Raw genomic sequence first — 24,495 nt, forward strand, 5'->3', positions numbered from 1 at the left:
AGAATTTACAAAGTGTGACCCCGCGTAAACTTCCCACCCATATAAACGATGAACAGTACCTACTGACGGGGTTTCAAATGACTTTCCAGCCAGGGGAGCATCTGTTTTTTACGGCTAAGCATACCTTCTACCTTGCAGGGTTGCGGGATGTCTGAAAGTTCTGCTCCAGCAAACCACAGGCTGGTGTCACCCAGATTGATGTCGGTGAGCATCAGCACGACCAACGCAGCATTCTTTTCCTCTGCATAGCGCGCCATTTCCTGACGGAGATCGTCCAGCACCGCATCCACCTGTTGCAGCGCATACAGTTCAAGCTGCGCTACACAGACTGAATGTCCATGGATGGTGAAGGTTTTAATGTCTTTCTGCAAAAGTTCGCGGGCGCTCATCCCTTCCACGCTTGTTTTGGCTGACAGCAGGTCGCGACTGAAAGCGTCAAGATCCACTCCGGTTTTTTGGGCCAGCGCATCAACCGCCAGGCGATCGTCAGTGGTGGTCGTTGGTGAACGAAGCGTTACAGTGTCACTCAATACGGCGCCAAGCAGTAAAATTGCCTCAGCGGAAGATAACTGGTTGCGTTCATCTTCCGTCATCAGTTGCCACAGCAGGGTTGCGCTACTGCCGACGGGCTTCACCCACACTTCCGGTGGCAGACGGGTGACTAACCCACCAAGTCGGTGATGATCGATAATTCCCACCACGTTACTTTCTGTCAACGATTCCGGCCCCTGGGCAGGCTCGGTGAAATCGACCAGCCAGACATCACGATCGGTCAGTTCAAACGTCAACCGTTCAGGCATCGTCAGCCCCGCATGCTCAAAGATAAACTGCGTTTCGCGGTTAGGCTCGCCCAAACGCCATGCCGTCGCCTGCTGGCCACGTAAACTAAGCCAACGAGCCGTCATTGCGGCGGTGCAGATGGCATCGCTATCGGGATTAAGGTGCCCTATTACATGTATCATTCATCAGTGCCTTGTGAAGAGAAATCGTTCAAAAGTAAACAATAACCAAAGTATAACGACTGAACATACTCCCTTCCATGATCCCACCACCCAGCAACGCTGTACAAAACATAAGCAAAATAAATCAGTTGTAAGTAAAACATGATAAATGTTAATAATATTTTGCTATCAGGTTATCAAAAACAAACAACTTTACTTGTCACCGATACGGCTCTGTTTTTAACATCGCTTATGGAAAAAAATGTTCTGTTCAATCAGCGCATTCGCTTGCGCCATCTTCATACTTTTGTCGCCGTTGCACAGCAGGGAACGTTGGGGCGCGCGGCTGAGACCCTTAACCTGAGTCAACCGGCTCTCTCCAAAACGCTAAATGAACTGGAGCAACTGACCGGGACCCGGCTCTTTGAGCGTGGCCGCCTTGGCGCGCAGTTAACGCTGCCGGGAGAGCAGTTTCTTACCCACGCGGTAAGAGTGCTGGATGCGCTCAACACTGCCGGGCAAGCGTTAAATCAGCGCGAAGAATCGCAGACTGATGTCGTACGGATTGGGGCCTTACCCACCGCGGCACTGGGCATTCTGCCTGCGGTAATTGGTCCTTTCCACAAGCAGCAAATGGAGACCACGCTGCAGGTTGCCACCATGAGTAACCCAATGATCCTGGCGGGTTTAAAGTCCGGAGAAATTGATCTCGGCATTGGTCGCATGGCCGATCCGGAATTAATGGTCGGTCTGAATTATGAATTGTTGTTTCTGGAATCACTTAAACTGGTCGTGCGCCCTAACCACCCGTTGTTGCAGGAAACCATCACATTAAGTCGGGTAATGGAGTGGCCGGTGGTGGTTTCGCCAAAAGGAACCGCGCCTCGCCAGCACGCAGAAGCATTGTTGCAAAGTCAGGGTTGTAAAATGCCGCCAGGCTGCATTGAAACACTTTCAGCATCGCTCTCCCGCCAACTGACGGTTGATTACGACTATGTATGGTTTGTCCCTTCAGGTGCGGTTAGAGAGGATTTACGCCAGGCGACGCTGGTATCGTTGCCGATACCTACCCACGGGGCGGGTGAACCCATCGGGATTCTTACTCGTGTCGATGTGCAACTCTCTCAGGCCGCGCAGATCCTTATCGCCGCAATACGCAAAACCGTACCGTTTTGATGCCAAAAATAAAGGGACCAGATGGTCCCTTTATTGATGATTAAAACGTTTCCCAATTATCGCCGCTGGCCGTTGCCGCCTGCGGACGTGAATGACCCGGCGTAGTGGTTACCGGAACGCGTTTAATTGCGCTTGTCCCGGTTAAACGGAATGTGCCGACGGCTTCCGTTAAGCGTGCGGCCTGCTCTTCAAGAGAGGCCGCAGCAGCCGATGCTTCTTCAACCAATGAGGCGTTTTGCTGCGTGACCTTATCCATCTCTGAAATCGCCTGGCTTACCTGGACGATGCCCCGGCTTTGTTCATCAGAGGCCGCCGCAATTTCCAGCATAATGTCGGTCACGCGTTTTACCGCATCGACAATATCCGTCATCGTATTGCCCGCCGCGACGACTTCTCCAGAGCCCTGGTCAATCAGTCGGACTGATTCGCTGATCAATCCTTCTATCTCTTTTGCCGCCTGAGCGCTGCGGCTTGCCAGCGTACGGACCTCACTAGCCACCACTGCAAACCCACGCCCCTGCTCTCCTGCCCGCGCCGCCTCAACCGCCGCGTTCAGCGCCAGGATATTGGTCTGGAAGGCAATGCTGTTAATAACGGCGGTAATTTCAGAGATTTTCTTCGAGCTCGTTGAGATATTGCCCATGGTTTTCACCACGCCAGAGACCATCTGACCGCCCCGGCTGGCCTTGCCGGATGCATCTTCCGCCAGCGTACTCGCATGATGCGCGTTGTCGGCGTTTTGCTTCACCGTAGCCGTCAGCTCTTCCATGCTGGCCGCCGTTTGTTCAATCGCCGCGGCCTGTTGTTCGGTACGTGAAGACAGATCGGTATTACCCGCCGAAATCTCACTGGTACCGCGGTAGATTTCTTCCGCGCCCTGACGTACCGTGCCCACTGTTTTCGCCAGCGACCGTTGCATTGTCTGCAGATGACGGCTCAGGCGCCCAATTTCGCTGCGCCCGGTTGGTTCCTCTGGCATTGTCAGGTCCCCTTCTGAAATTTGCTCAATGCGCTGGGCCGCACGTAACAGAGGATGAATAACGGTACGGCGCAGAACAATAAACGTCATCACGGTCAGTGCCAGCGCAAGAACGAATGCCCCCAGCATAAAGGCCATGCCAAGCTGTGTACGTTGGTGCGCCTGTTCGCTTAACTGATTCGCCCTGGCGGTACGAATATCGATCGCCTTTAACAATACCTTGTTGTAAGCAGAGTCCAGCGGTCTGGCCTGTTCATTTTCATGGTTGATGATCGCCTCGAACATGCCGTTTTTAGCGTACTTGAGCATAGGCTGTAAGCCATCGATATAGGCTTTGAAATTGGCGCTCAGTTCAGCGTCTAACGCCTCTCCGGCAGTAGTTTTCACCGCACGAGCCATATAAGTATTGAAACCGTCCTGCGATTGCTTAATACGTTTTTCTGCCTCGGCAATATTGGCCTTCATGTCATCCATTTCAGCAATACGGCTCGCCGCACCAGCATGGATCATGTTGATACGCGCGGTGCGTAAGTGGTTAGAGCTGTTAGATAACCCCATCCGGACCTGAATCTCATCGGTTACATCGCGCTGATCGCGATCGGCCTGCATAAGAAAATAACCTGCCAGCCCGGAACTTAAGGCGAATAGCAGAAGGATGCCACCGAGAATGGAGGAAAACAGCGGAACCAGCCGGATTTGATGCAGAAAGCCCAGTTTATGCAGGGCTTGCATCGATGTAGTGTTGTCCATGACCGTCGACTCTCTTGTAGGGTTTATGCGTGAAAACACGCCCGTTAGATAGTCATCGGCAATCCGGGAAGTTTACTTACCGTGAAAAGCGCCGGATTCGTCACACTTTCACAACATAATTCTAAAAAATTCAGGAAAGTGCCAGCGGTGAAATCCGCTGGCCAATGAATCAGTTATCACCAAAATGGATAACAGTACGGATGGATTTACCCTGATGCATTAAATCGAACGCTTCGTTAATCTGCTCCAGAGGCAGGCGATGCGTAATAAACGGATCTAACTGAATTTTTCCGCTCATTGCTTCTTCGACCATACCCGGCAACTGAGTGCGCCCTTTTACTCCGCCAAACGCGGAACCGCGCCACACGCGACCGGTTACTAACTGGAACGGACGTGTTTTGATCTCCTGACCGGCACCCGCCACCCCAATGATGATGCTTTCGCCCCACCCTTTATGGCAACACTCCAGCGCCGCACGCATCACGTTAACGTTGCCGATACACTCAAAGCTAAAGTCCACGCCACCGTCGGTGAGCTCAACAATCACGTCCTGCACCGGCTTATCGTAATCGTTTGGGTTGATGAAATCGGTCGCGCCCATTTCACCAGCCAATTTGAATTTCTCCGGATTGGTATCAACAGCCAGAATACGCCCGGCTTTTGCCTGCACTGCGCCCTGAATCACCGCCAGGCCAATACCGCCCAGACCAAATACGGCTACGGTATCGCCTTCCTTCACTTTCGCGGTGTTATGGACCGCTCCGATACCGGTGGTCACGCCACATCCCAGCAGACACACTTTATCCAGCGGAGCCTGCGGGTTAACCTTCGCCAGCGAGATCTCTGCGCAAACGGTATATTCGCTGAAGGTACTGGTGCCCATATAGTGATAAATCGGCTCGCCGTTATACGAGAAGCGCGTTGTGCCATCAGGCATCAGACCTTTGCCCTGTGTCGCCCGCACGGCCTGACACAAGTTAGTTTTACCCGATTTACAGAACTTGCACTCGCCGCACTCTGCGGTGTACAGCGGGATCACATGATCGCCCGGTTTCAGGCTGGTGACGCCTTCCCCCACTTCAACCACTATGCCGCCGCCTTCATGGCCCAGTACCGCCGGGAACACGCCTTCCGGATCGTCGCCTGAGAGCGTAAAAGCGTCAGTATGGCACACGCCGGTGTGGGTAATTTTAACCAGCACTTCACCTTTCTTTGGTGGTGCGACGTCGATTTCAACAATTTTTAACGGTTGGCCGGGGCCAAATGCAACTGCTGCACGTGATTTCATTTGTCTCTTCCCATTATTGCAAGGTGATGGTGTTATTTTAGATAAGCACGCAGAAGATGGCCGATCTCAGCCATGCGCACAGCTCGCTGGTCTGGTGTTGTCTCCCCACTGACCAGTTCATCTTTCAGGTGGATCTCAACCATTTCGCCCATCAGACCATTGGATGCGCCGCGTACGGCGGCAATTTGTTGCAGGATCGCCAGGCATGGTTCGCCAGATTCCAGTGCGCGCTCAAGCGCATCAACCTGACCGCGAATACGGCGTACACGGGTGAGAATGCGTTTTTTATCTTCGGGTGAATGCGGCATACGCCCTCCATATACTATAGGGGGGTATACTATCAGAATTTTTATGTAATTGTAAAAAACTAACATTTATTTAATGAGGGGGTGACGACCAGGCCTCGTCAGATGAACCCTGGTCGCCAGGTCACTGAATGGCTTTCTGAACTAATTTTTCCAGATTTTTTAAGGGTTGAATTGCCGCAGTATCTGGTCCATAAGTCTGTAATATCTCAACCGGATGATATCCAACGACTACACGTCCATCCGACTCTTCCCGAATCAATACTCTAAAGGGAAGGTCGAGCGCCATATCAGGATATGCCTGCATTAATGGTGTACCACCTTTAGGATTGCCAAAAATAATGACGGTTGTGGGTAACATGGTTAGTCCAGCATTTTTAGCCTCTTTCGCATGATCAAATTCGCCAAAAAAAACAAGATTATTACTCTCAATGGCAGCAATGAGATGCTCTCTGGTCTGCTGGTAATTATAAGTACTATACGTTTTGATCATGGTATTCCCGGTGTTGGCAGCATGACTGGTTACCGTCATAAGCAGATACAGTGCAGCTGTAATAAATATATTTTTTAGAGACCGAAGCATCACAACATCCTTAATTTAACGATAGTCTGGAAAGTTATCTAAGACCAGCGGATACTTTGCCGGTATAATCTCTCTCGTGCTGATTCTGTGCAAGGATACATTTGGCAGAATGCACCATCGCAATAAGACCCGCAGCCATCATTATCGTGTCTTTTAAGACCAGTCGCCCGGCGCCAGAAAGATAGGGAAACCCGGTGTGAGAATCCTGGCCACTTACCCATGTTTCTGGTGTAAATATCAGGAATGTCAGAGTGACAAAAGGAGTTAAGAAGGCAAGTGTTGCCCCCCAAAAACCGATTTTTGGTGATACATAATGAGCAAGAATCAATAATGAAAAAATGACTTCAACAACACCAAGTCCGGTAGAGTACCCATAAGTATTATTCGCATGATGCCATGCGCGGTTAGCCTCTATTAATTCGCCTTCATGGTTCATGAACTGAGTATAATTACTCGGATCGTTATAAAAGAAAGACATAAATGGGCTATTAGCTACAAAAGGAACGATGCTATCTGCTTCATAGGGAATGAACTTCAACAATCCTATCCACATAAATACAATGGCAATAGAAATGCGACAAAGATTTATTCCCACGTTTTCTTTCGTTGAAACATATTGGTATAGTTTATCCATCATATCCAGAGGTCCTGTGTTGTAGAAATCACGACCTTTATAACCTTGTTATTTATATGCCTATATGTTCAGGAATCTATAATTTTTGTTTGATCGTCTGTAAAGGTCAAAATATAGACTATGGATAAGTTCGGTTGAGTGGAATGAACTCCTTGTTTTCGGTTTGGCTATCAAACTACTCGTAGCAAATCGTTGTATAACGTGGTGAAAGCATGTCTCTCTTCATCGCCCACGGTTGCTGTATCCCTTGTCCGGCAAAGTAGAGCGTTCCTTTACCCTTTTCCCAGATACCTCCATCAGTTTATCGCTGTTACGCCGCGGCGTTAGGTTGTCGTCAAAAAGATTCAGTTCGCCGTACGTATCGGCAACCAACCTGACATGATCAATTTTTACCAATCCATAACCCAGGCTTACAGCATTAATATTCTCTCACGTCAATAACCACTAAAAGTTAATGGTTTATAAAACAATTTAACCTTACAATAACCATACTTTTTCATGTCTTAAGTTTAAGCTGGAGAAACAAATGGAGCTCAGCCGGAGGCAGTTCTTTCGAATCTGCGCGGGCGGTATGGCAGGAACCACTGTTGCATCTCTCGGATTTTTATCATCTTTTTCCGTTCACGCGGAAATCCGTCAATACAAACTCTTAAAAGCAAAAGAGACACGTAATAACTGTACGTACTGCTCAGTAGGCTGCGGCATGCTGATGTACAGCCTTGGCGATACAGCCAAAAACGTCAAAGAAAGTATCTACCATATTGAGGGCGATCCGGATCATCCGGTGAGCCGTGGATCGTTGTGCCCTAAAGGCGCTGGCGTGCTGGATTATATTCATAGTGAAACCCGTCTGCAGTATCCCGAATATCGTGCACCGGGTTCGGATAAATGGCAGCGTATTAGCTGGGATGATGCGATTAATCGTATTGCCCGGCTCATGAAAGATGACCGCGATGCCAACTTTATAGAGAAAAATGCCCAGGGCGTTACCGTCAACCGATGGTCCACCACGGGCATGCTATGCTCCTCAGCGGCAAGTAATGAAACCGGGATCCTCGACGGTAAATTTGCTCGCGGACTAGGTATGGTCGCTATCGACTGTCAGGCACGGTTATGTCATGGCCCCACCGTTGCTGCTCTTGCACCAACGTTTGGACGTGGTGCGATGACCAACAACTGGGTCGATATTAAAAATGCCAACGTAGTGCTTATTATGGGCGGTAATGCCGCTGAGGCGCATCCGGTAGGCTTTAAATGGGTAGTCGAAGCGCAAACTAAAAACGACGCCACCATGGTGGTAGTCGACCCGCGTTTTAACCGTAGCGCCGCCGTCGCCGATCTTTATGCGCCAATACGCGCTGGTTCCGACACCGCATTCCTGCTCGGTGTAATCCGTTATCTGCTGGAAAACAACCAGGTGCAGCACGACTATGTGCGCCATTACACCAACGCCAGCCTGATTATCCGTGATGACTATCAGTTCGACGACGGCTTGTTCAGTGGCTATGACGACAAAAAACGCCAGTACGATAAATCGAGCTGGTTCTATCAGCTTGACGAACAGGGTAATGCCCTACGTGATGAAACATTGTCTCACCCACGCTGCGTGTGGAATTTGCTGAAAGCCCACGTCGACCGCTATACGCCAGAAATGGTTAACCGGTTGTGTGGGACCTCAGTGGCAGATTTCAATCGTATCTGCGAAATTCTCGCCAGCACCAGCGTGCCTGACCGCACCGCGACTATTCTGTATGCGCTGGGTTGGACACACCACTCCGCCGGGGCACAGATTATCCGCGCCGCCGCTATGCTCCAGTTGCTACTGGGCAATATAGGCATGGCGGGCGGTGGCGTTAACGCCTTACGTGGCCACTCCAATATTCAGGGCTATACTGATCTTGGCTTGTTGTCGACGAACCTGCCGGGCTATATGCCGCTGCCGTCGGAAAAACAGACAGACTACCAGACCTATATTTCGCAAATCACGCCGCCTGCGCTAGGCGTGAATGAGGTCAATTACTGGCAAAATACGCCGAAGTTCTTTGTTAGCATGATGAAAAGTTTCTGGGGCGACAATGCAACAGTGGAAAATAACTGGGGCTACGACTGGCTACCTAAATGGGATCGCCTGTATGACGTAATGACCCAAGCTGAATTGATGCTCGAAGGGAAGATTAATGGTTACATCGTTCAGGGCTTCAATCCGCTGGCGGCGTTTCCGGATAAAAACAAATCAACTCGCGCGCTTTCAAAACTGAAATATATGGTGGTTATCGATCCGCTGGTCACTGAGTCGTCCAATTTTTGGCAAAATCATGGCGAGATGAACGATGTAAACCCGGCAGATATTCAGACCGAAGTTTTCCGTCTGCCCTCTTCCTGCTTTGCTGAAGAAAATGGTTCAATCGCTAACTCCGGGCGTTGGTTGCAATGGCACTGGGCTGCGGCAGAACCACCAGGTGAAGCCTTACATGACGGGAAGATCCTCGGTCGCCTGTTTATGCGGCTGCGCGAGTTGTATCAACAGGAAGGTGGAGCGAATCCGCAACCCTTGTTGAATATTGCCTGGAATTATAAAGATCCATACGACCCACACCCAGAAGAGATTGCGCGTGAAGCAAATGGCCAGGCGCTTGAAGACCTTTATGATGACAAAGGCCAGCTTATAGCCAAAAAAGGCCAGCAGCTCAGCAGCTTTGCACAGTTGCGCGATGACGGCTCGACCAGCAGTTTCTGCTGGGTCTACTGCGGAAGCTGGACAGAACAAGGCAACCAGATGGCCAATCGCGACAACAGCGATCCGTATGGTCTGGGCTGCACACCGGGCTGGGCGTGGTCATGGCCTGCCAACCGCCGTATTCTCTACAATCGCGCTTCGGCCGATCCATCAGGAAAACCGTGGGATCCCAAACGAACCCTGCTGCATTGGAATGGCAAAAAATGGGCCGGTATGGACGTAGCCGACTACGGCCAGGCCGCACCGGGCAGCAACGTTGGTCCGTTTATCATGAATCCGGAAGGCGTAGCGCGTCTGTTCTCCATCGACAAAATGAACGACGGGCCATTCCCGGAACATTACGAACCCATTGAATCGCCTATTGGTACCAACCCGCTGCACCCGAATGTTGTATCCAGCCCGGTTGCGCGTATCTACCATGACGATATCGCCAATATGGGTAAAGCGGATGCCTTCCCGTACGTCGCCACAACTTACTCCATTACCGAACTGTTCCGCCACTGGACCAAACATGCGCTGCTCAACGCCATTGCTCAACCCGATCAATTCATCGAAATCGGTGAGGCGCTGGCGAGCAAAAAAGGCATTGCGGCAGGTGATACGGTGAAAGTGATGTCGAAACGCGGCTTTATCAAAGCGAAGGCGGTGGTCACCAAACGTCTGCAAACGCTGACGATCGATGGTAAGCCGGTCGATACTATCGGTATCCCTTGTCACTGGGGCTTTGAAGGCGCCACACGCAAAGGGTTCCTCGCCAATACGTTAACGCCATCGGTGGGTGACGCGAACTCGCAAACACCGGAGTATAAAGCGTTTCTGGTCAACATCGAGCGAGCGTAAGGAAGGGAACTCATGGCTATGCAATCACAAGATATTATTAAACGCTCGGCGACGAACAGCATCACGCCACCGCCCCAGGCGCGGGATTACCGTGCAGAAGTGGCAAAATTAATTGATGTCACTACCTGTATTGGCTGTAAAGGCTGTCAGGTCGCCTGCTCAGAGTGGAACGATATTCGCGATGAAGTGGGCTACTGCAACGGCGTCTACGACAACCCGACCGATCTCAGCGCTAAGTCCTGGACGGTGATGCGCTTTAGCGAAACCACCCAGAACGACAAGCTGGAATGGCTGATCCGCAAAGACGGCTGCATGCACTGCGCCGATCCCGGCTGTTTGAAAGCCTGTCCATCCGCTGGAGCAATCATTCAGTATGCCAACGGGATTGTCGACTTTCAGTCCGAGCACTGTATTGGCTGTGGCTACTGCATTGCTGGCTGCCCGTTCAATATTCCGCGACTTAATCCCGAAGATAACCGGGTCTACAAATGTACGCTGTGCGTTGACCGGGTCAGCGTGGGCCAGGAACCGGCCTGCGTGAAAACTTGTCCGACCGGCGCTATCCAGTTTGGCACCAAAAAAGAGATGCTCAATGTAGCGGAAACTCGCGTGGCGCAGTTGAAAAAACGCGGCTATGCCAATGCGGGCATCTACAACCCGCAAGGGGTCGGCGGTACCCACGTGATGTATGTACTTCATCACGCGGATCAACCATCGCTGTACCACAATCTGCCGGATGAGCCAAAAATCGCCGCACCAGTGAACCTCTGGAAGGGGATTTTAAAACCACTCTCTGCCGCCGGATTTATCGCCACCTTTGCCGGGCTGATTTACCACTACGTGGGAGTCGGCCCAAACAAAGAGACGGATGATGATGAAGAGGAGAACGGTCATGAGTAAAAGCAAAATGATTCTGCGCACCAAATTCATCGACCGTGCTTGTCACTGGACGGTGGTAATAAGCTTCTTCCTGGTGTCGCTTTCCGGTATTGCGCTGTTCTTCCCGACGTTGCAATGGCTCACCGAAACTTTCGGTACACCGCAAATGGGGCGAATTCTACATCCGTTTTTCGGGGTGATGATTTTCATCGTGCTGATGTTTATGTTCGTCCGTTTTGTACACCACAACATTCCCGATAAACAGGACCTTCCCTGGATTAAAGGGATCGTTGAGGTACTTAAAGGCAATGAGCATAAAGTCGCTGATGTGGGGAAATACAACGCAGGGCAGAAAATGATGTTCTGGAGCATCATGAGTCTAATTCTGGTATTACTGATTACCGGCGTTATTATCTGGAGGCCCTACTTTGCCCATTATTTCTCAATTAACATTGTTCGTTGGAGTTTGTTAATCCACGCAACAGCAGCCATTGTGCTGATCCACGCCATTCTGATCCATATGTACATGGCGTTTTGGGTAAAAGGTTCAATTAAAGGTATGATCGAAGGGAAAGTGAGTCGGCGCTGGGCGAAGAAACACCATCCTCGCTGGTACCGTGAGGTTGAACTTACTGAAGAAAAAGCACCGGAATTAGAATCTAAATAAAAGCAATAAGGCCGCTGTTATTCAGCGGTCTTATTCTCTCAATGGCCCAGTGATATGCTGCGGCGCTGCGAGACCTGATTATCAGGCGAATAAAAGGCCCTCCATTCAATGATGAACAAACCCTACCCAACCCGCAGCAAATCACTGTATCTCGTGGTATAACGCGGAGAGAGCATATCTCGCTTCATCGCCCACGGTTGTTGTATACCTTGTCCGGCAAAATAGAGCGTTCCTTTACCCTTTTCAGCATTGAGCGTATCCAGAACGGCCATCAGCTTATCGCTGTTATGCCGTGGAGCGTTGTTATCAAAAAGATTCAACTGTGCAACACCTGAGCTAAAAAAATCGCCCAGCATGACCCCTGCTTTTTGATAACGTAGCCCCTCTCGCCATATTGCGTCCAGGCTACATGTGGCCGCCCTTATAATTTCCCGACTATCCTGGGTTGGTGTCAGCAGTTTTATCGATGCGCTGTTACCGTAATACGGTTCATTCAGGGAAAATGGGCTGGTTTTGATAAACGTAGAGATAAACCGGCAGAACTGGTGCTCTCTGCGCAGCTTTTCCGCAGCACGTGAAGCATAGGTACAAATTGCCTCTCGCATCGCGTTGTAATCCGTGAGTTTTTCACCAAACGATCTTGAGCAGATAATTTCCTGCTTAACTGGCGCAAACTCCTCCAGCTCCAGGCAAGGTTCACCGCGCAATTCCCGCACAGTGCGCTCAAGCACAACGTTGAAATGTTTGCGGATAAAGCGAATATCGGTATCTGCCAGGTCGCAGACCGTTTTAATGCCCATAGCGTCAAGTTTTTTACTGATACGGCGTCCAACACCCCAGACTTCATCAACCGGGAGCGCAGTCATCAGCTTACGCTGGCGCTCAATATTCGAGAGATCCACCACCCCGCCAGTCTGTTCCTGCCACTTTTTGGCAGCATGGTTAGCCAGCTTGGCCAGGGTTTTGGTCTGGGCGATACCGACCCCAACCTTGAGGCGTGTTTTTTGTAAAATGGTTGCTCTGATTTCCCGACCAAAATCCGTCAGATCCCGGCAGTTTCGCACGCCCGTTAAATCGCAAAAGGCTTCATCAATACTGTACATCTCCACGCGCGGCGACAGCTCCTCCAGAATCGACATCACCCTGCTGCTCATATCCGCATACAATTCGTAGTTCGAACTAAAACAGAACACGCCATAGCGCCTGAACAGATCTTTCTGTTTGAAATATGGTGCGCCCATATTAACGCCAAGCGCTTTTGCCTCCGCACTACAGGCAATGACACAGCCATCGTTATTTGAAAGAACGACAACGGGTTTACCCTTCAGATCGGGCCGGAATGCCGACTCACAGCTGGCATAAAATGAATTAACATCCACCAGCGCAAACATAATCAGCCCGCAGATTTAATGATGAATGTCACTACGCCAAATATATCCAGCGTGTCCTCGCTGCCGATCATGATCGGCGCGTAGGCGCTGTTCTCTGGCCTCAACATCACCACCGGATGCAATTGCAGGCGCTTAACGGTGAATTCGCCTTCAATAGCAGCAACCACAATGTCTCCGTGGGCCGCTTTTCTGGCACTGTCGACTACCAGCAAGTCGCCAGCACCGATCCCTGCCCCCATCATGGAGTCGCCAGACGATTTAACAAAATAGGTTGCACTGGGATGCTGCACCAACAGATCGTTGAGATCGATACGTTTCTCAACGTAATCCTGTGCAGGAGAGGGAAAACCGCAGGGCACGAGATCGCTAAATAGCGGGAAGTGTTTGATTTCGCGGTGTTCAACTGGCTGGAAAAACAACATAATAATCTGCCTCTCATATAACTGTATTTATATACAGTAGTTTTAATGAAGACAGTGATCAAGTGACAAGTGTGGCGAATTGAGCGTTGTTTAACCATCTTGTCGATAAGCTTTTATGATGTCTGGAAAAATAATCGGCTAAAAAAATGCCCCACATTTGCGGGGCATTACCTCAGGAGCGTTTTCGCGGCATCATACGCAACAACGTATTGTCCTTCCAGAAATAGTGATGCATCAGGGCAGCAGCAGCATGCAGAGCAATAACAAAATAACCCAGGTTTGCCAGCGTCACGTGCCAAGACTTCAGCATATCCACTAAATCAAAGTTGGCCTCTGCCGCATGCGGCATAACGATGCCGAATGCAATCCACGGGTTACCCCGGTTGTAAATCATCACCAGCCCAATAATCGGCAGGACAATAAACAACAGATAGATAACCAGATGCCCCAGATGCGCCATTCCGGTCATCATCGGCTTCGGTTTTGGCACAATCGGCGGAGCCGGGTATTTCAGCCTGACCAGCAGACGCGCCACCATCAGCGTTAAAATAGTGATACCGCAGGATACGTGCACCATGTTGAACAAGGGGCGATAGCTGCGCGGGAAAAATCCGCGAAACTCCATGGCGCTGTACGCCACAATAACCAACAAAAAGACCAGCCAGTGAATACCGATTTGCAGGCCAGAATACTTATTCCCCATAACACTTCCTGAATAAAAACAATAATGCGTCAACATAACGGGCTTTTGTTAAAAATTCATTAACTTTTGTTCACCCATTTTCAGTCGCTTACGCTTAACCGCAAGAACCGCTATTGCCGAGGATGCCTGTCTGGACTAAGCCTGGTAGGGAAAATATGTCGTACCGCCTCATTCTGACAGGAGAAAACCATGAGTAAAATTGGCATTAACGGTTTTGGTCGTATCGGTCGTCTGGTATTGCGTCGACTACTGGAAGTCAAAAGCAACGTGGAGGTTGTGGCCATTAATGACCTCACCTCGCCCAAAATTCTCGCCTATCTGTTAAAGCACGATTCAAACTACGGCCCGTTTCCCTGGAGCATCGACTTTACCGAAGACGCGCTGATTGTCGACGGTAAAAAAATCGCGGTTTACGCAGAAAAAGAGGCCAAAAATATTCCGTGGAAAACGACTGGCGCTGAGATAATCATCGAATGCACCGGTTTTTATACCTCGACAGAAAAAGCCAACGCGCACCTGGATGCAGGGGCCAAAAAAGTGCTGATATCCGCCCCGGCTGGCGATATGAAAACCATCGTCTTTAACGTCAACGACGATACAATGGATGCGAACGATCGGATTATCTCGGTCGCATCGTGCACCACTAACTGCCTCGCACCGATGGCGAAAGCCCTGCACGACAGCTTCGGTATTCAGCTTGGCACCATGACCACCATCCACGCCTACACGGGAACGCAGTCGCTGGTTGATGGACCTCGCGGGAAAGATCTGCACGCCTCACGGGCAGCAGCGGAGAATATCATTCCCCATACCACCGGAGCCGCCAAAGCCATTGGTCTGGTCATTCCGGCATTGAGCGGAAAATTAAAAGGCCACGCCCAGCGTGTTCCGGTGAAAACAGGATCCGTCACGGAACTGGTATCGGTATTGGGGAAAAAAGTCACTGCTGAAGAGGTCAACAACGCGCTGAAAAAAGCCACGCAAGACAATGAGTCATTTGGTTATACCGATGAGGAAATCGTCTCGTCAGATGTCATTGGCTCGCATTTCGGTTCGGTATTTGATGCGACACAAACCGAAATTACCGAAGTGGGCGATCTGCAACTGGTAAAAACAGTCGCCTGGTACGATAACGAATACGGTTTTGTCACCCAACTTATTCGTACACTGGATAAATTTATCAAGCTCTAATGTTCTGGCGGAGGCTCGCCTCCACCCTCTTTCATTTCCCGCGAATTCAATACGTTGTGAGTCTCTCCCCGTTTTCGATTCACTGACTGTGCTATAGCTAACCTTTGCCACTGAGGGAGCATAGTAATGGAAGCACTGAGTCGTGAAACGTTAGAAAACATGATGGAGCAAGCCGTTGCTAAGGCCACCACCGTCTCATTCTGGCCGCAGGGTGAAGCCCCCGGAGCAAAAAACAGCGATGCGGTGTTTACGCCTGAACCCCGACATACAGGAACATCTCAGTATGATCGTGCGGTCACCGGTATTCGCGCCCCGGAAATTACCGTTTATGCCCCCGCAAAACCTAACGGCATAGGGATCCTTGTCACGCCAGGCGGCTCTTATCGTCGCGTGGTGATGGATAAAGAAGGCAGCGTACTGGCACCGTTCTTTAACGCTCGCGGTTATACCCTGTTTGTGATGACCTACCGCATGCCGGGTGATGGCCATGAGGAAGGCGCAAACGCGCCGCTGGCCGATGCCCAGCGCGCCATGCGCTACATTCGCGCCAACGCCCATGAATGGAAAATTAACCCTGATCGTATCGGTGTGTTGGGCTTCTCTTCCGGTGGTCACGTGGCCGCCAGTCTGGGAACCCGGTTTGCCGAAACGGTTTATACGCCGATAGATAACGTAGACGAGCAACCTGCGCGCCCTGCGTTTATGGCACTGGTGTACCCGGTTGTCACTCTGCGCGAAGACATCGGTCACCCGGGATCTCGTCTTGAGCTGGTTGGCGCTAAGCCAGAAAAGGAAGATCTGCGCCACTATTCTCTGGAAGAACGCGTGGATAGCACAACGCCGCCGACATTCCTGCTACACGCCATTGACGATCCGGCGGTGAAGGTAGAAAACAGCCTGGTCTTCTTTAATGCGCTACGTGAGCAGGGCGTTCCGGTCGAAATGCATCTGTTTGAACGCGGTAAGCACGGATTTGGTATTCGTGATGCGCAAGGGTTACCGCTGGCAATCTGGCCGGAAATGATGATGAACTGGGTAGCCACTAAAGTGTGAAGATTGCGCCGGGTGGCGTACAGACTCACCCGGCGAAAAACTTAGGACTGCAGATACACCACTTGCGTTTGCAGGTATTCGTTCAGACCATGTTTACCATCAGCCCCGCCAATCCCGGACTTACGCCAGCCAGCGTGGAAGCCCTGCATCGCCTCGAAGTTTTCACGATTAATATAGGTTTCGCCAAACTTCAGCCCCTTAATCGCCTTCATTGCCGTATTCAGATTCTGCGTATAGATCGATGAGGTCAGACCGTAGTCGCTGTCATTGGCCATTGTCAACGCCTGTTCCAGCGTATCAAACGCCACCACCGGCAGCACCGGACCAAACGTCTCCTCGTGCATAATCGCCATCTCCTGGCGCACGTCTAACAGTAACGTCGGCGGGTAGTAATAACCTTTGCCGACAACAGCCTTACCGCCCAGCACCACTCTGGCCCCTTCCTGCACCGCTCGTGCGACTTTCTGCTCCACACGATCCAGCGCAGCGGCGTTAATCAGCGGCCCCATCGCAATGTCATTGCGTTCGGCCGGATTGCCAAACTGCACGGCTTTCATCGCCTCACCCAAACGATTAACGAACTGGTCATAGATACCTTTCTGAACGTATACGCGCTCAGCACAGTTGCATACCTGTCCGGTATTGATCACCCGCGAGTCAACAATGGCCTTCACCGCCAGCTCAAGGTCAGCATCGTCCATCACGATAGCCGGAGCTTTACCACCCAACTCAAGACAAACTTTAGTGATGTTTTTGGCCGCTGCGGCCATAATTTTTTCGCCCGCGCCGACGCTGCCGGTCATACTCACCATCGCCACCTTCGGGTTTCCGGCCAGCTCCTGACCGACCGTTTCACCGCGTCCCAGCACCAGATTAAAGACCCCGCGCGGTAAACCAATGTCATCAACAATTTTGGCAAAGGCGATGGCGTTATTCGGTGTGAATTCACTCGGCTTAATGACAATGGTATTCCCCGTCAGCAAGGCGGGAGCCAGTTTGCGGGCAATCAGGAAAAACGGGAAGTTCCACGGCAGAATACCCGTCGTCACGCCCAGTGCACGCTTAAACAGCAGGATATTCTCACCCGGGCGATCGCTTTGCAGGATCTCGCCTTCATAGCGACGCGCCCACTCAGCCATGTAATCGATATAGTCGGCAGTAAACGCGACTTCAACGTCAGCCAGTTGTTGAATTTTTCCACCTTCCGCCACAATCAACGCGCTGATTTCATCGGCTCGCTGGCGGATACCCGCAGAAATTTTGCGTAACCAGTTTGCCCGTTCAATGGCAGGCAACGCTTCCCATTGCGGCTGAGCGCGATCCGCGGCATCGATCGCTTTACGCGCGTTTTCGGCACGCCCATCGGGAATACGCGAGATAATCTCTTCCGTGGCCGGATTGACGACATCAATCCAGGCGTCATCGTGCCAGGTCACAAACTGCCCATCGATATACATAGGATGTTGTACGGGTACTGACATGCGGCTCTCCTGTGATTGATTTGTTTTTAACAAGTAAAACTATTGTTAATTAATATCAATCATGCATGGCGCATTATCGCTGGAGTGGCGGTTCTGTGAACTGCTTCATAAAAGCGTCTGGAAAAGTGATGATGAAGAGAAAAAACGGGTGGGCTTTCTGCCCGTTTGCCGTAAAACGCCGACAAACGGGCAGAAGGGATTACAGCGAACGGCTCTCAAGTAAGTCGGTCAGCGCGGTATCATTTTTTAGCTGCTGCCAGGCTTGCTCAACCTCCTGAGGAATATCAACATGGGCGATAAAATCGCGGCCACGGGGCCCATAACCGGTTGCATCATCACGCAGGCGCGGAAGCTCACCGGTAATGAGAGACAGGTAACGATCCACCGACCACAGACCTTCGGCGGTCGGGGTAAAATCCACGCCGTCGCCCTGCTCAGTCAACTCGGGGACAAAACCGGGGAAACTGATCCAGCGTGGAGCCTGCGGATCGTCACGCGTGACGCGTTCAAATGTCGCCATGGTGCGGCGCTGCATGGTAGGGTCTTGCACCACAATGACGGTCCCCATGGTTTGGGTCGCCTGACGCAGTAACGCACAGCTAAACCGGGCGTTTTCCCCACAGTTGGTGGACTGATCCTCTACCCAAATCTTCTCACCAGGAATGTGCCAGAACTGGTGCGCGATATCGGCAAGGATCGCCGCTTCCGCGCGACCGGTGGTACGAATCGTGTGGTAGTGTGGATGCTCTGCGATGGCAGCATACAGAAAGGTCGTTGAGTGACCGATACCACCGCTAATCAGTAGGGGAACCTGTTGCTCTTTCGCTACCCGACAGGCTGCATCGATGGTCGGGATCACTGCGTTCCCGGCCAGAATCACGCAATCTGTCTGCACCGTGATATTTTCAGCGAAATCATTTTGCGCCAGCCATTGCCCCACGGTGTTAATCGCCGCAAGGGTGGTGGCGGAAAGTGGCGGAAACTGTCTCATGTTCATGACTCCTGGAGTTTGTTCTTTACCGGATACAGATGCCGGATGGCGGCTACGCCTTATCCGGTCTACGGCCCAGCACTGCGTTAACCCGTAATCTGATCCATTGCCTGCAGGATACGCTTATCCGAAATCGGATACGGCGTGCCAAGCTGCTGGGCAAAGTAGCTGACGCGCAGCTCTTCTATCATCCAGCGGATCTCTTTGACATCGTCATCTTCGCGGCGCGCGGGCGGCAGTTTATTGAACCACTGCTGCCAGGACTGCTGCACGGTGTCCACTTTCAGCATCTGCGCGCGATCGCGGTGCGGATCGATGGCCAGTTTCTCCAGCCGTTTTTCAATCGCCTGCAAATAACGCAACGTATCGCCCAGACGTTTGAAACCGTTGCCGGTAACAAATCCGCGATACACCAGTCCGCCCATTTGCGCTTTGATATCCGCAAGCCCCAGCGCCATGGTCATATCCACGCGCCCTTTCAGACGTTTGTTGATATTAAACACTGCGGTCAGGATCTGTTCGACCTGCTTCGCAATCTCCACCACCGTATCGTTCAGTTCAGCCCGCACTTTTTCATGCAACGCCGCAAAGCCTTCTTCGGTCCACACTGGACCACCGTTGGCGTCAATTAACTGATCCACACCGCAGGAGATACAGTCGTCTATCAAATCCAGAACTTTACCGTACGGGTTAAAGTACAGTCCCAGCTTGGCTTTATTGGGCAGCTTCTCGTGCAAATATTTGATTGGCGAAGGAATATTCAGCAGCAACAGGCGGCGTAAACCGCACCACATCGCCTGCTGTTGTTCCAGCGGATTATCAAACAGTTTGATGGCAACGCTGTCACGCTCATCGACCAGCGCCGGCCACGCTTTTACCTTATAGTTACCGCGTTTTTGTTCGTAACTTTCCGGAAGTCGGCCGAAGCTCCAGATGTGCAATCCACTCTGTTCGATACCGTCATCGGCCACCGCAGACAATGTTTCCTGAACTTTGCCCTTCAGCGCATCTTTCAAATCCTGTAGCGAACGCCCTTCCTGCAGCTTCTTGTTCTTATCATCCACCACCCGGAAGGTGATTTTTAGGTGATCGGGCACCTGATCCCAGTGCCAGTCTTCACGGTCAACGGTGACGCCGGTCATGCGGCGCAGTTCACGCTCCAGCGAGTCCAGCAGCGGCATTTCCAGCGGCGTCACTCGGCCTAAAAACGCTTCCGCATAGTTCGGTGCGGGTACAAAGTTGCGTCGTACCGGTTTTGGTAACGATTTAATCAGGGCGATCACCAGTTCGCGGCGCAGCCCTGGAATTTGCCATTCAAAACCGCTCTCGTCGATCTGGTTGAGCAGCGGGAGTGGAATATGTACGGTCACACCGTCCGCATCGGCTCCGGGTTCGAACTGGTAGCTCAGGCGCAGCTTAAGATTACCCTGATGCCAGAAGTTCGGATAATCCAGCTTACTGATTTTCTCCGCGCCCTCTTTGATGAGCATGCTCTTTTCAAAGTTGAGCAGATCCGGTGTTTCACGGCTGACCTTTTTCCACCAGCTATCAAAGTGACGAGCAGAAACCACCTCATGGCTGATACGTTGGTCGTAGAACTCAAACATCGTTTCGTCATCGACGAGAATGTCACGGCGGCGTGATTTGTGCTCTAACTCTTCCACCTCCGCTCGTAGTTTCAGGTTATCGCGGAAAAACGCATGGCGCGTTTGCCAGTCACCTTCCACCAGCGCATGACGAATGAACAGTTCACGCGATAACGCAGGGTCAATCTGGCTGTAATTCACCTTACGGGCCGCAACAATCGGTAAGCCGTAGACAGTGACTTTTTCTGTCGCCATCACAGCACCCTGCGCGCGTTCCCAGTGCGGCTCACTGTATGAACGTTTGATCAGATGCTGGGCTACCGGCTCCACCCATTCAGGATCGATACGCGCGGCAATGCGTCCCCACAAGCGGCTGGTTTCCACCAACTCCGCTACCATCGTCCACTTCGGCGGTTTTTTGAATAAACCTGACCCCGGGAAGATCGAGAAGCGAGCGTTACGCGCCCCGGTAAACTCCTGTTTATCGGTATCTTTCATCCCGATATGAGACAGTAAACCGGTCAGCAACGCGACGTGGATCTCCCGATATTCAGCAGGTTCGCTGTTAACCGGAATACCCAACTCTTTCACCACCTGGCGCAGTTGCGTGTAGATATCCTGCCACTCTCGTACGCGCAGATAGTTCAGAAAGTCGACTTTGCACTGGCGACGAAACTGGTTTGACGACAACGCTTTTTGCTGCTCGCCGAGATAGTTCCACAGGTTCACAAACGCGAGGAAATCAGACTCTTTGTCGTGGAAACGGCGGTGCTTCTCGTCGGAAGCCTGCTGCTTGTCCATTGGACGCTCGCGCGGATCCTGAATGGACAGTGCCGAGGTAATGATCATCGCCTCACGTACGCAGCCATGTTTTTGCGCTTCCAGCACCATGCGCGCCAGACGCGGATCCACCGGCAGTTGCGACAGCTGACGGCCCAACGGCGTTAACTTGTAAGCGGTTGCCTGTTCGTCGGTGGTTATCGCCCCCAGCTCTTCGAGCAGGCGTACACCGTCCTGAATATTGCGCTTATCCGGCGCTTCAACAAACGGGAACGCCGCGATATCGCCCAGCCCCAACGCGGTCATCTGCAAAATAACGGATGCCAGGTTGGTACGCAGGATCTCCGGGTCGGTAAACTCCGGACGCGACAGGAAATCGTCTTCGGAATACAGACGAATACAGATCCCTTCCGAAACACGACCGCAGCGGCCTTTACGCTGGTTGGCAGAAGCCTGCGACACCGGTTCAATCGGCAAGCGCTGAACTTTGGTGCGGTAACTGTAGCGACTGATACGCGCGGTGCCCGGATCAATGACGTATTTGATTCCCGGAACGGTCAGCGACGTTTCTGCCACGTTGGTCGCCAGCACGATACGGCGACCACTGTGCGACTGGAATACACGGTTCTGCTCACTGTTTGAAAGACGCGCATACAGCGGCAACACTTCGGTGTGGCGTAAATCCAGTTTATTCAGGGCATCGGCGGTATCACGGATTTCACGTTCGCCGCTCATGAAGATCAGAATGTCGCCCTGACTTTCACGGCCTAACTCATCTACGGCATCAAAAATCGCCTGCAGTTGGTCACGCTCGGTGTCATCTGCATCTTCAACAATCGGGCGATAGCGCACTTCCACCGGATACGTTCGGCCGGAGACTTCGATAATCGGCGCGTTATTGAAATGCTTTGAAAAGCGTTCAGGATCGATGGTCGCCGAAGTGATGATAATTTTTAGATCCGGGCGACGCGGCAGAAGTTCTTTCAGATAGCCGAGCAGAAAGTCGATATTCAGACTGCGTTCATGCGCTTCATCGATGATGATAGTGTCGTACTGCATTAGCAGCCGATCCTGTTGGATTTCCGCCAGCAGGATACCATCCGTCATCAGCTTGACCATGGTGTTATCACTGACATGATCGCTGAAACGAACTTTATAACCAATACAGCCGCCCGGCTCGGTCTGCAGCTCTTCCGCAATACGGTTCGCCACGGTGCGCGCCGCCAGACGACGCGGCTGGGTATGGCCGATCAGCCCTTTTACCCCGCGCCCCAGTTCCATACAGATTTTGGGTAACTGGGTGGTTTTCCCCGAGCCGGTCTCGCCAGCAACAATCACCACCTGATGATCGCGAATTGCGTCCAGAATATCCTGTTTTTTCTGGCTGACGGGCAGGTTTTCCGGATAGCTGATTTCCGGACGCGCCGCTTCACGCAGCACAACTTTACCGGCTGCCTGCTCAATCTCTTTCGCCATCTCCTGGTAAATGGCCTGTTGTGCATCAGGATTTTTAACCTTCTTCACACCGTGCAGGCGGCGGGCAAAACGCTGTCTGTCACGCAGCATCAATGAATCCAGCTGTTGCTGCAACATGTTGAAGGTTAATTTTTGTTGTTCTGTCATAGCGTTAAAAGGCAGTGCTCTGCCGGGTTAAATCTCTTTTAGATGATGGGTATAGAGTACCACATCGGCGCTTTTCATGTGTTGTTCAATAATTTCGAACATAGGATTCGATATATTGCGCTATCACTGCGACAGGATTGTGAATAAAGTGTCAACAAGCAACGGGGCTCTCCCCCTTCAAACACATAAAAGGAAACACCCATGAGCAAGGTATTAGTTCTTAAATCCAGTATTCTGGCAGGGTACTCTCAGTCTGGTCAGTTGTCTGATTATTTTGTTGAACAGTGGCGTGAAAAGCACTCTGCTGATGAAATCACTGTCCGTGACCTGGCTGCAAATCCTGTACCGGTACTGGATGGCGAACTGGTGGGTGCGATGCGCCCGAGCGATACACCGCTGACGCCGCGTCAGCAGGAAGCGCTGGCGCTGTCCGATGAGCTGATTGCTGAGCTGAAAGCGCATGATGTGATTGTTATCGCCGCGCCGATGTACAACTTCAACATCCCAACGCAGTTGAAAAACTACTTTGACCTGATTGCCCGCGCTGGTGTGACTTTCCGTTATACCGAGAAAGGCCCAGAAGGTCTGGTGACGGGTAAACGCGCTGTGGTGCTGACCAGCCGTGGTGGTATCCATAAAGATACACCAACCGACCTGATCACGCCGTACCTGAACGTATTCCTGGGCTTTATCGGCATCACCGACGTGAATGTCGTCTTTGCTGAAGGTATTGCTTACGGCCCGGAAGTGGCGTCTAAAGCACAATCCGACGCGAAAGCCGCTATCGACAGCGTAGTCGCTGCCTGATAATTCCCCCTCTCACCGTCCGGTGAGAGGGTTTCTCCGGCACTTACTTCTTTACCTGTACCCGTATCTGTTTGCCGTGAATGCGATTAATATCACGCCAAATGGTTGCATAATCCCTGCATTTCGCCAGATTCTCTTCCCAGCAATGAAGCAAAAATTGTTCAGGCTCCGCGACATCCCGGCTTAACAGTTTGAATACCCAACGATTCCAGACATACCACTTGAGAAGCCACATGATTTCACCCCACAACGCGATCGGTGTTGGACTATATCAGCATCCATTTTATGCCGTGTGACAACTATTGCGATGTCGATGAATAAGTCAGCGTCGTGACCAGGGGTTGTGTACAAAGAGATTTATTCTTTCCGCAACCACTTACCATTTATACCCTGGACGTATTCACCCGGTTTAGCGCGAGCAACCAGCTTTTGCCCGGCCATTTTTGCTACTTCATCTGGCGGAATATTATTGCTCTCTGCCAGTTGCTGATAGCTGGCGTTGCGCGCTTTATTAATCTCACTCACCAGTGCCTGCGTTTCGGCATCGGTTTGCAATGCAACCAGATAGCCATTGAGCGTTTCTCCTACTCGACCCTGAGCTCTGGCTTCATTCAGGGTCAATGCCCACGCATTGCTACTGAGTAAACTCAGGACGACCAGCGCCACTGCAAACTGTTTTCTCATCATG

Annotated in this window: 21 protein-coding genes and 1 pseudogene; 7 read left to right on the forward strand and 15 right to left on the reverse strand. The window is 51.5% G+C overall.

Annotated features, from left to right (window positions below; translation table 11 throughout):
• Positions 1–59: 59 nt before the first annotated feature.
• Complete coding sequence (locus OGV85_RS05240; protein WP_003020285.1) at positions 60–962, reverse strand: manganese-dependent inorganic pyrophosphatase; 903 nt, start codon at positions 960–962, stop codon at positions 60–62.
• A 231-nt stretch (positions 963–1,193) separates the two neighbouring features.
• Between OGV85_RS05240 and pcaQ the strand changes: the two genes are divergently transcribed.
• Entirely contained in the window at positions 1,194–2,117 is a 924-nt protein-coding gene (pcaQ, locus tag OGV85_RS05245) for a pca operon transcription factor PcaQ (RefSeq protein ID WP_003020288.1), read from the forward strand.
• A 40-nt stretch (positions 2,118–2,157) separates the two neighbouring features.
• Here the strand turns inward: pcaQ and OGV85_RS05250 are convergent, their stop codons facing one another.
• From OGV85_RS05250 to OGV85_RS05275, 6 genes and pseudogenes are all read right to left on the reverse strand, one after another.
• A complete protein-coding gene (locus OGV85_RS05250) occupies positions 2,158–3,846 on the reverse strand; it encodes a methyl-accepting chemotaxis protein (protein ID WP_032949364.1) in 1,689 nt (562 codons plus the stop codon).
• A gap of 169 nt (positions 3,847–4,015) precedes the next feature.
• Positions 4,016–5,134 (reverse strand): S-(hydroxymethyl)glutathione dehydrogenase/class III alcohol dehydrogenase, encoded by a 1,119-nt coding sequence (locus tag OGV85_RS05255; protein ID WP_003020293.1) that lies wholly within the window; start codon positions 5,132–5,134, stop codon positions 4,016–4,018.
• Positions 5,135–5,166: 32 nt separating this feature from the next.
• Positions 5,167–5,442: a metal/formaldehyde-sensitive transcriptional repressor gene (locus tag OGV85_RS05260; protein ID WP_003833178.1), complete on the reverse strand. Its 276-nt coding sequence runs from the start codon at positions 5,440–5,442 to the stop codon at positions 5,167–5,169.
• A 121-nt stretch (positions 5,443–5,563) separates the two neighbouring features.
• Positions 5,564–6,022 (reverse strand): DUF302 domain-containing protein, encoded by a 459-nt coding sequence (locus tag OGV85_RS05265; RefSeq protein ID WP_170932148.1) that lies wholly within the window; start codon positions 6,020–6,022, stop codon positions 5,564–5,566.
• Between the two features lie 34 nt (positions 6,023–6,056).
• Entirely contained in the window at positions 6,057–6,656 is a 600-nt protein-coding gene (rclC, locus tag OGV85_RS05270) for a reactive chlorine resistance membrane protein RclC (protein WP_032932627.1), read from the reverse strand.
• Positions 6,657–6,831: 175 nt separating this feature from the next.
• Positions 6,832–7,007 (reverse strand): annotated as a pseudogene (locus OGV85_RS05275) (DUF4113 domain-containing protein); the annotation flags it as partial.
• A gap of 175 nt (positions 7,008–7,182) precedes the next feature.
• Between OGV85_RS05275 and fdnG the strand changes: the two are divergent.
• The 3 genes from fdnG to fdnI are packed head-to-tail and all read left to right on the forward strand — an operon-like array spanning position 7,183 to position 11,779.
• Positions 7,183–10,233, forward strand: coding sequence for a formate dehydrogenase-N subunit alpha (fdnG, locus tag OGV85_RS05280; protein ID WP_181522803.1), 3,051 nt, complete (start codon positions 7,183–7,185; stop codon positions 10,231–10,233).
• A 12-nt stretch (positions 10,234–10,245) separates the two neighbouring features.
• The gene (fdxH, locus tag OGV85_RS05285) at positions 10,246–11,133 is read left to right on the forward strand and encodes a formate dehydrogenase subunit beta (RefSeq protein WP_003020306.1); all 888 of its coding nucleotides are present in this window, start codon (positions 10,246–10,248) and stop codon (positions 11,131–11,133) included.
• Positions 11,126–11,779 carry a formate dehydrogenase-N subunit gamma gene (gene fdnI, locus OGV85_RS05290; protein WP_003020312.1) on the forward strand — a complete coding sequence of 218 codons (654 nt, stop codon included), beginning with the start codon at positions 11,126–11,128 and terminating at the stop codon, positions 11,777–11,779. The genes fdxH and fdnI overlap by 8 nt, the downstream gene beginning before the upstream one ends.
• Positions 11,780–11,901: 122 nt before the next feature.
• Here the strand turns inward: fdnI and OGV85_RS05295 are convergent, their stop codons facing one another.
• The 3 genes from OGV85_RS05295 to cybB all read right to left on the reverse strand — a co-directional run bounded on the left by OGV85_RS05295 (position 11,902) and on the right by cybB (position 14,295).
• A complete protein-coding gene (locus OGV85_RS05295) occupies positions 11,902–13,170 on the reverse strand; it encodes a Y-family DNA polymerase (protein WP_061547984.1) in 1,269 nt (422 codons plus the stop codon).
• Between the two features lie 2 nt (positions 13,171–13,172).
• Positions 13,173–13,592: a translesion error-prone DNA polymerase V autoproteolytic subunit gene (locus OGV85_RS05300; protein ID WP_016150296.1), complete on the reverse strand. Its 420-nt coding sequence runs from the start codon at positions 13,590–13,592 to the stop codon at positions 13,173–13,175.
• A gap of 172 nt (positions 13,593–13,764) precedes the next feature.
• Positions 13,765–14,295 (reverse strand): cytochrome b561, encoded by a 531-nt coding sequence (gene cybB / locus OGV85_RS05305; protein ID WP_061547983.1) that lies wholly within the window; start codon positions 14,293–14,295, stop codon positions 13,765–13,767.
• A 189-nt stretch (positions 14,296–14,484) separates the two neighbouring features.
• Between cybB and gap the strand changes: the two genes are divergently transcribed.
• The gene (gap, locus tag OGV85_RS05310; protein WP_061547982.1) at positions 14,485–15,486 is read left to right on the forward strand and encodes a type I glyceraldehyde-3-phosphate dehydrogenase; all 1,002 of its coding nucleotides are present in this window, start codon (positions 14,485–14,487) and stop codon (positions 15,484–15,486) included.
• Between the two features lie 126 nt (positions 15,487–15,612).
• Positions 15,613–16,539: an alpha/beta hydrolase gene (locus OGV85_RS05315; protein ID WP_003840844.1), complete on the forward strand. Its 927-nt coding sequence runs from the start codon at positions 15,613–15,615 to the stop codon at positions 16,537–16,539.
• 41 nt (positions 16,540–16,580) lie between these two features.
• On the opposite strand, the gene aldA is transcribed toward OGV85_RS05315, so the two are convergent.
• The 3 genes from aldA to hrpA all read right to left on the reverse strand — a co-directional run bounded on the left by aldA (position 16,581) and on the right by hrpA (position 23,000).
• Positions 16,581–18,020 carry an aldehyde dehydrogenase gene (gene aldA / locus OGV85_RS05320; RefSeq protein WP_061547981.1) on the reverse strand — a complete coding sequence of 480 codons (1,440 nt, stop codon included), beginning with the start codon at positions 18,018–18,020 and terminating at the stop codon, positions 16,581–16,583.
• 199 nt (positions 18,021–18,219) lie between these two features.
• The gene (locus OGV85_RS05325) at positions 18,220–19,017 is read right to left on the reverse strand and encodes a YdcF family protein (protein WP_181522802.1); all 798 of its coding nucleotides are present in this window, start codon (positions 19,015–19,017) and stop codon (positions 18,220–18,222) included.
• A gap of 80 nt (positions 19,018–19,097) precedes the next feature.
• Positions 19,098–23,000: an ATP-dependent RNA helicase HrpA gene (gene hrpA / locus OGV85_RS05330; RefSeq protein WP_061547979.1), complete on the reverse strand. Its 3,903-nt coding sequence runs from the start codon at positions 22,998–23,000 to the stop codon at positions 19,098–19,100.
• Between the two features lie 201 nt (positions 23,001–23,201).
• On the opposite strand from hrpA, the gene azoR reads away from it, so the two are divergent.
• Positions 23,202–23,807, forward strand: a complete 606-nt coding sequence (gene azoR / locus OGV85_RS05335; protein WP_003020341.1) for an FMN-dependent NADH-azoreductase — start codon at positions 23,202–23,204, stop codon at positions 23,805–23,807.
• A gap of 43 nt (positions 23,808–23,850) precedes the next feature.
• On the opposite strand, the gene OGV85_RS24395 is transcribed toward azoR, so the two are convergent.
• Both OGV85_RS24395 and OGV85_RS05340 read right to left on the reverse strand, forming a co-directional pair.
• A complete protein-coding gene (locus OGV85_RS24395) occupies positions 23,851–24,042 on the reverse strand; it encodes a hypothetical protein (RefSeq protein ID WP_003020344.1) in 192 nt (63 codons plus the stop codon).
• Positions 24,043–24,164: 122 nt separating this feature from the next.
• Positions 24,165–24,491, reverse strand: a complete 327-nt coding sequence (locus OGV85_RS05340; RefSeq protein WP_003840834.1) for a YdbL family probable chaperone protein — start codon at positions 24,489–24,491, stop codon at positions 24,165–24,167.
• Positions 24,492–24,495: the final 4 nt, after the last annotated feature.

Source organism: Citrobacter sp. Cf132 (assembly GCF_030333885.1).
Taxonomy (GTDB): domain Bacteria; phylum Pseudomonadota; class Gammaproteobacteria; order Enterobacterales; family Enterobacteriaceae; genus Citrobacter; species Citrobacter freundii.

Coding starts and splice junctions, on each gene's coding strand:
- OGV85_RS05240 (WP_003020285.1), bottom strand. CDS start 962: ATGATACATGTAATAGGGCACCTTAATCCCGATAGCGATGCCATCTGC.
- fdnG (WP_181522803.1), top strand. CDS start 7,183: ATGGAGCTCAGCCGGAGGCAGTTCTTTCGAATCTGCGCGGGCGGTATG.
- gap (WP_061547982.1), top strand. CDS start 14,485: ATGAGTAAAATTGGCATTAACGGTTTTGGTCGTATCGGTCGTCTGGTA.
- OGV85_RS05295 (WP_061547984.1), bottom strand. CDS start 13,170: ATGTTTGCGCTGGTGGATGTTAATTCATTTTATGCCAGCTGTGAGTCG.
- azoR (WP_003020341.1), top strand. CDS start 23,202: ATGAGCAAGGTATTAGTTCTTAAATCCAGTATTCTGGCAGGGTACTCT.
- rclC (WP_032932627.1), bottom strand. CDS start 6,656: ATGGATAAACTATACCAATATGTTTCAACGAAAGAAAACGTGGGAATA.
- OGV85_RS05325 (WP_181522802.1), bottom strand. CDS start 19,017: ATGAACATGAGACAGTTTCCGCCACTTTCCGCCACCACCCTTGCGGCG.
- aldA (WP_061547981.1), bottom strand. CDS start 18,020: ATGTCAGTACCCGTACAACATCCTATGTATATCGATGGGCAGTTTGTG.
- OGV85_RS05265 (WP_170932148.1), bottom strand. CDS start 6,022: ATGCTTCGGTCTCTAAAAAATATATTTATTACAGCTGCACTGTATCTG.
- OGV85_RS05250 (WP_032949364.1), bottom strand. CDS start 3,846: ATGGACAACACTACATCGATGCAAGCCCTGCATAAACTGGGCTTTCTG.
- fdxH (WP_003020306.1), top strand. CDS start 10,246: ATGGCTATGCAATCACAAGATATTATTAAACGCTCGGCGACGAACAGC.
- cybB (WP_061547983.1), bottom strand. CDS start 14,295: ATGGGGAATAAGTATTCTGGCCTGCAAATCGGTATTCACTGGCTGGTC.
- pcaQ (WP_003020288.1), top strand. CDS start 1,194: ATGGAAAAAAATGTTCTGTTCAATCAGCGCATTCGCTTGCGCCATCTT.
- OGV85_RS05260 (WP_003833178.1), bottom strand. CDS start 5,442: ATGCCGCATTCACCCGAAGATAAAAAACGCATTCTCACCCGTGTACGC.
- hrpA (WP_061547979.1), bottom strand. CDS start 23,000: ATGACAGAACAACAAAAATTAACCTTCAACATGTTGCAGCAACAGCTG.
- OGV85_RS05300 (WP_016150296.1), bottom strand. CDS start 13,592: ATGTTGTTTTTCCAGCCAGTTGAACACCGCGAAATCAAACACTTCCCG.
- fdnI (WP_003020312.1), top strand. CDS start 11,126: ATGAGTAAAAGCAAAATGATTCTGCGCACCAAATTCATCGACCGTGCT.
- OGV85_RS24395 (WP_003020344.1), bottom strand. CDS start 24,042: ATGTGGCTTCTCAAGTGGTATGTCTGGAATCGTTGGGTATTCAAACTG.
- OGV85_RS05340 (WP_003840834.1), bottom strand. CDS start 24,491: ATGAGAAAACAGTTTGCAGTGGCGCTGGTCGTCCTGAGTTTACTCAGT.
- OGV85_RS05315 (WP_003840844.1), top strand. CDS start 15,613: ATGGAAGCACTGAGTCGTGAAACGTTAGAAAACATGATGGAGCAAGCC.
- OGV85_RS05255 (WP_003020293.1), bottom strand. CDS start 5,134: ATGAAATCACGTGCAGCAGTTGCATTTGGCCCCGGCCAACCGTTAAAA.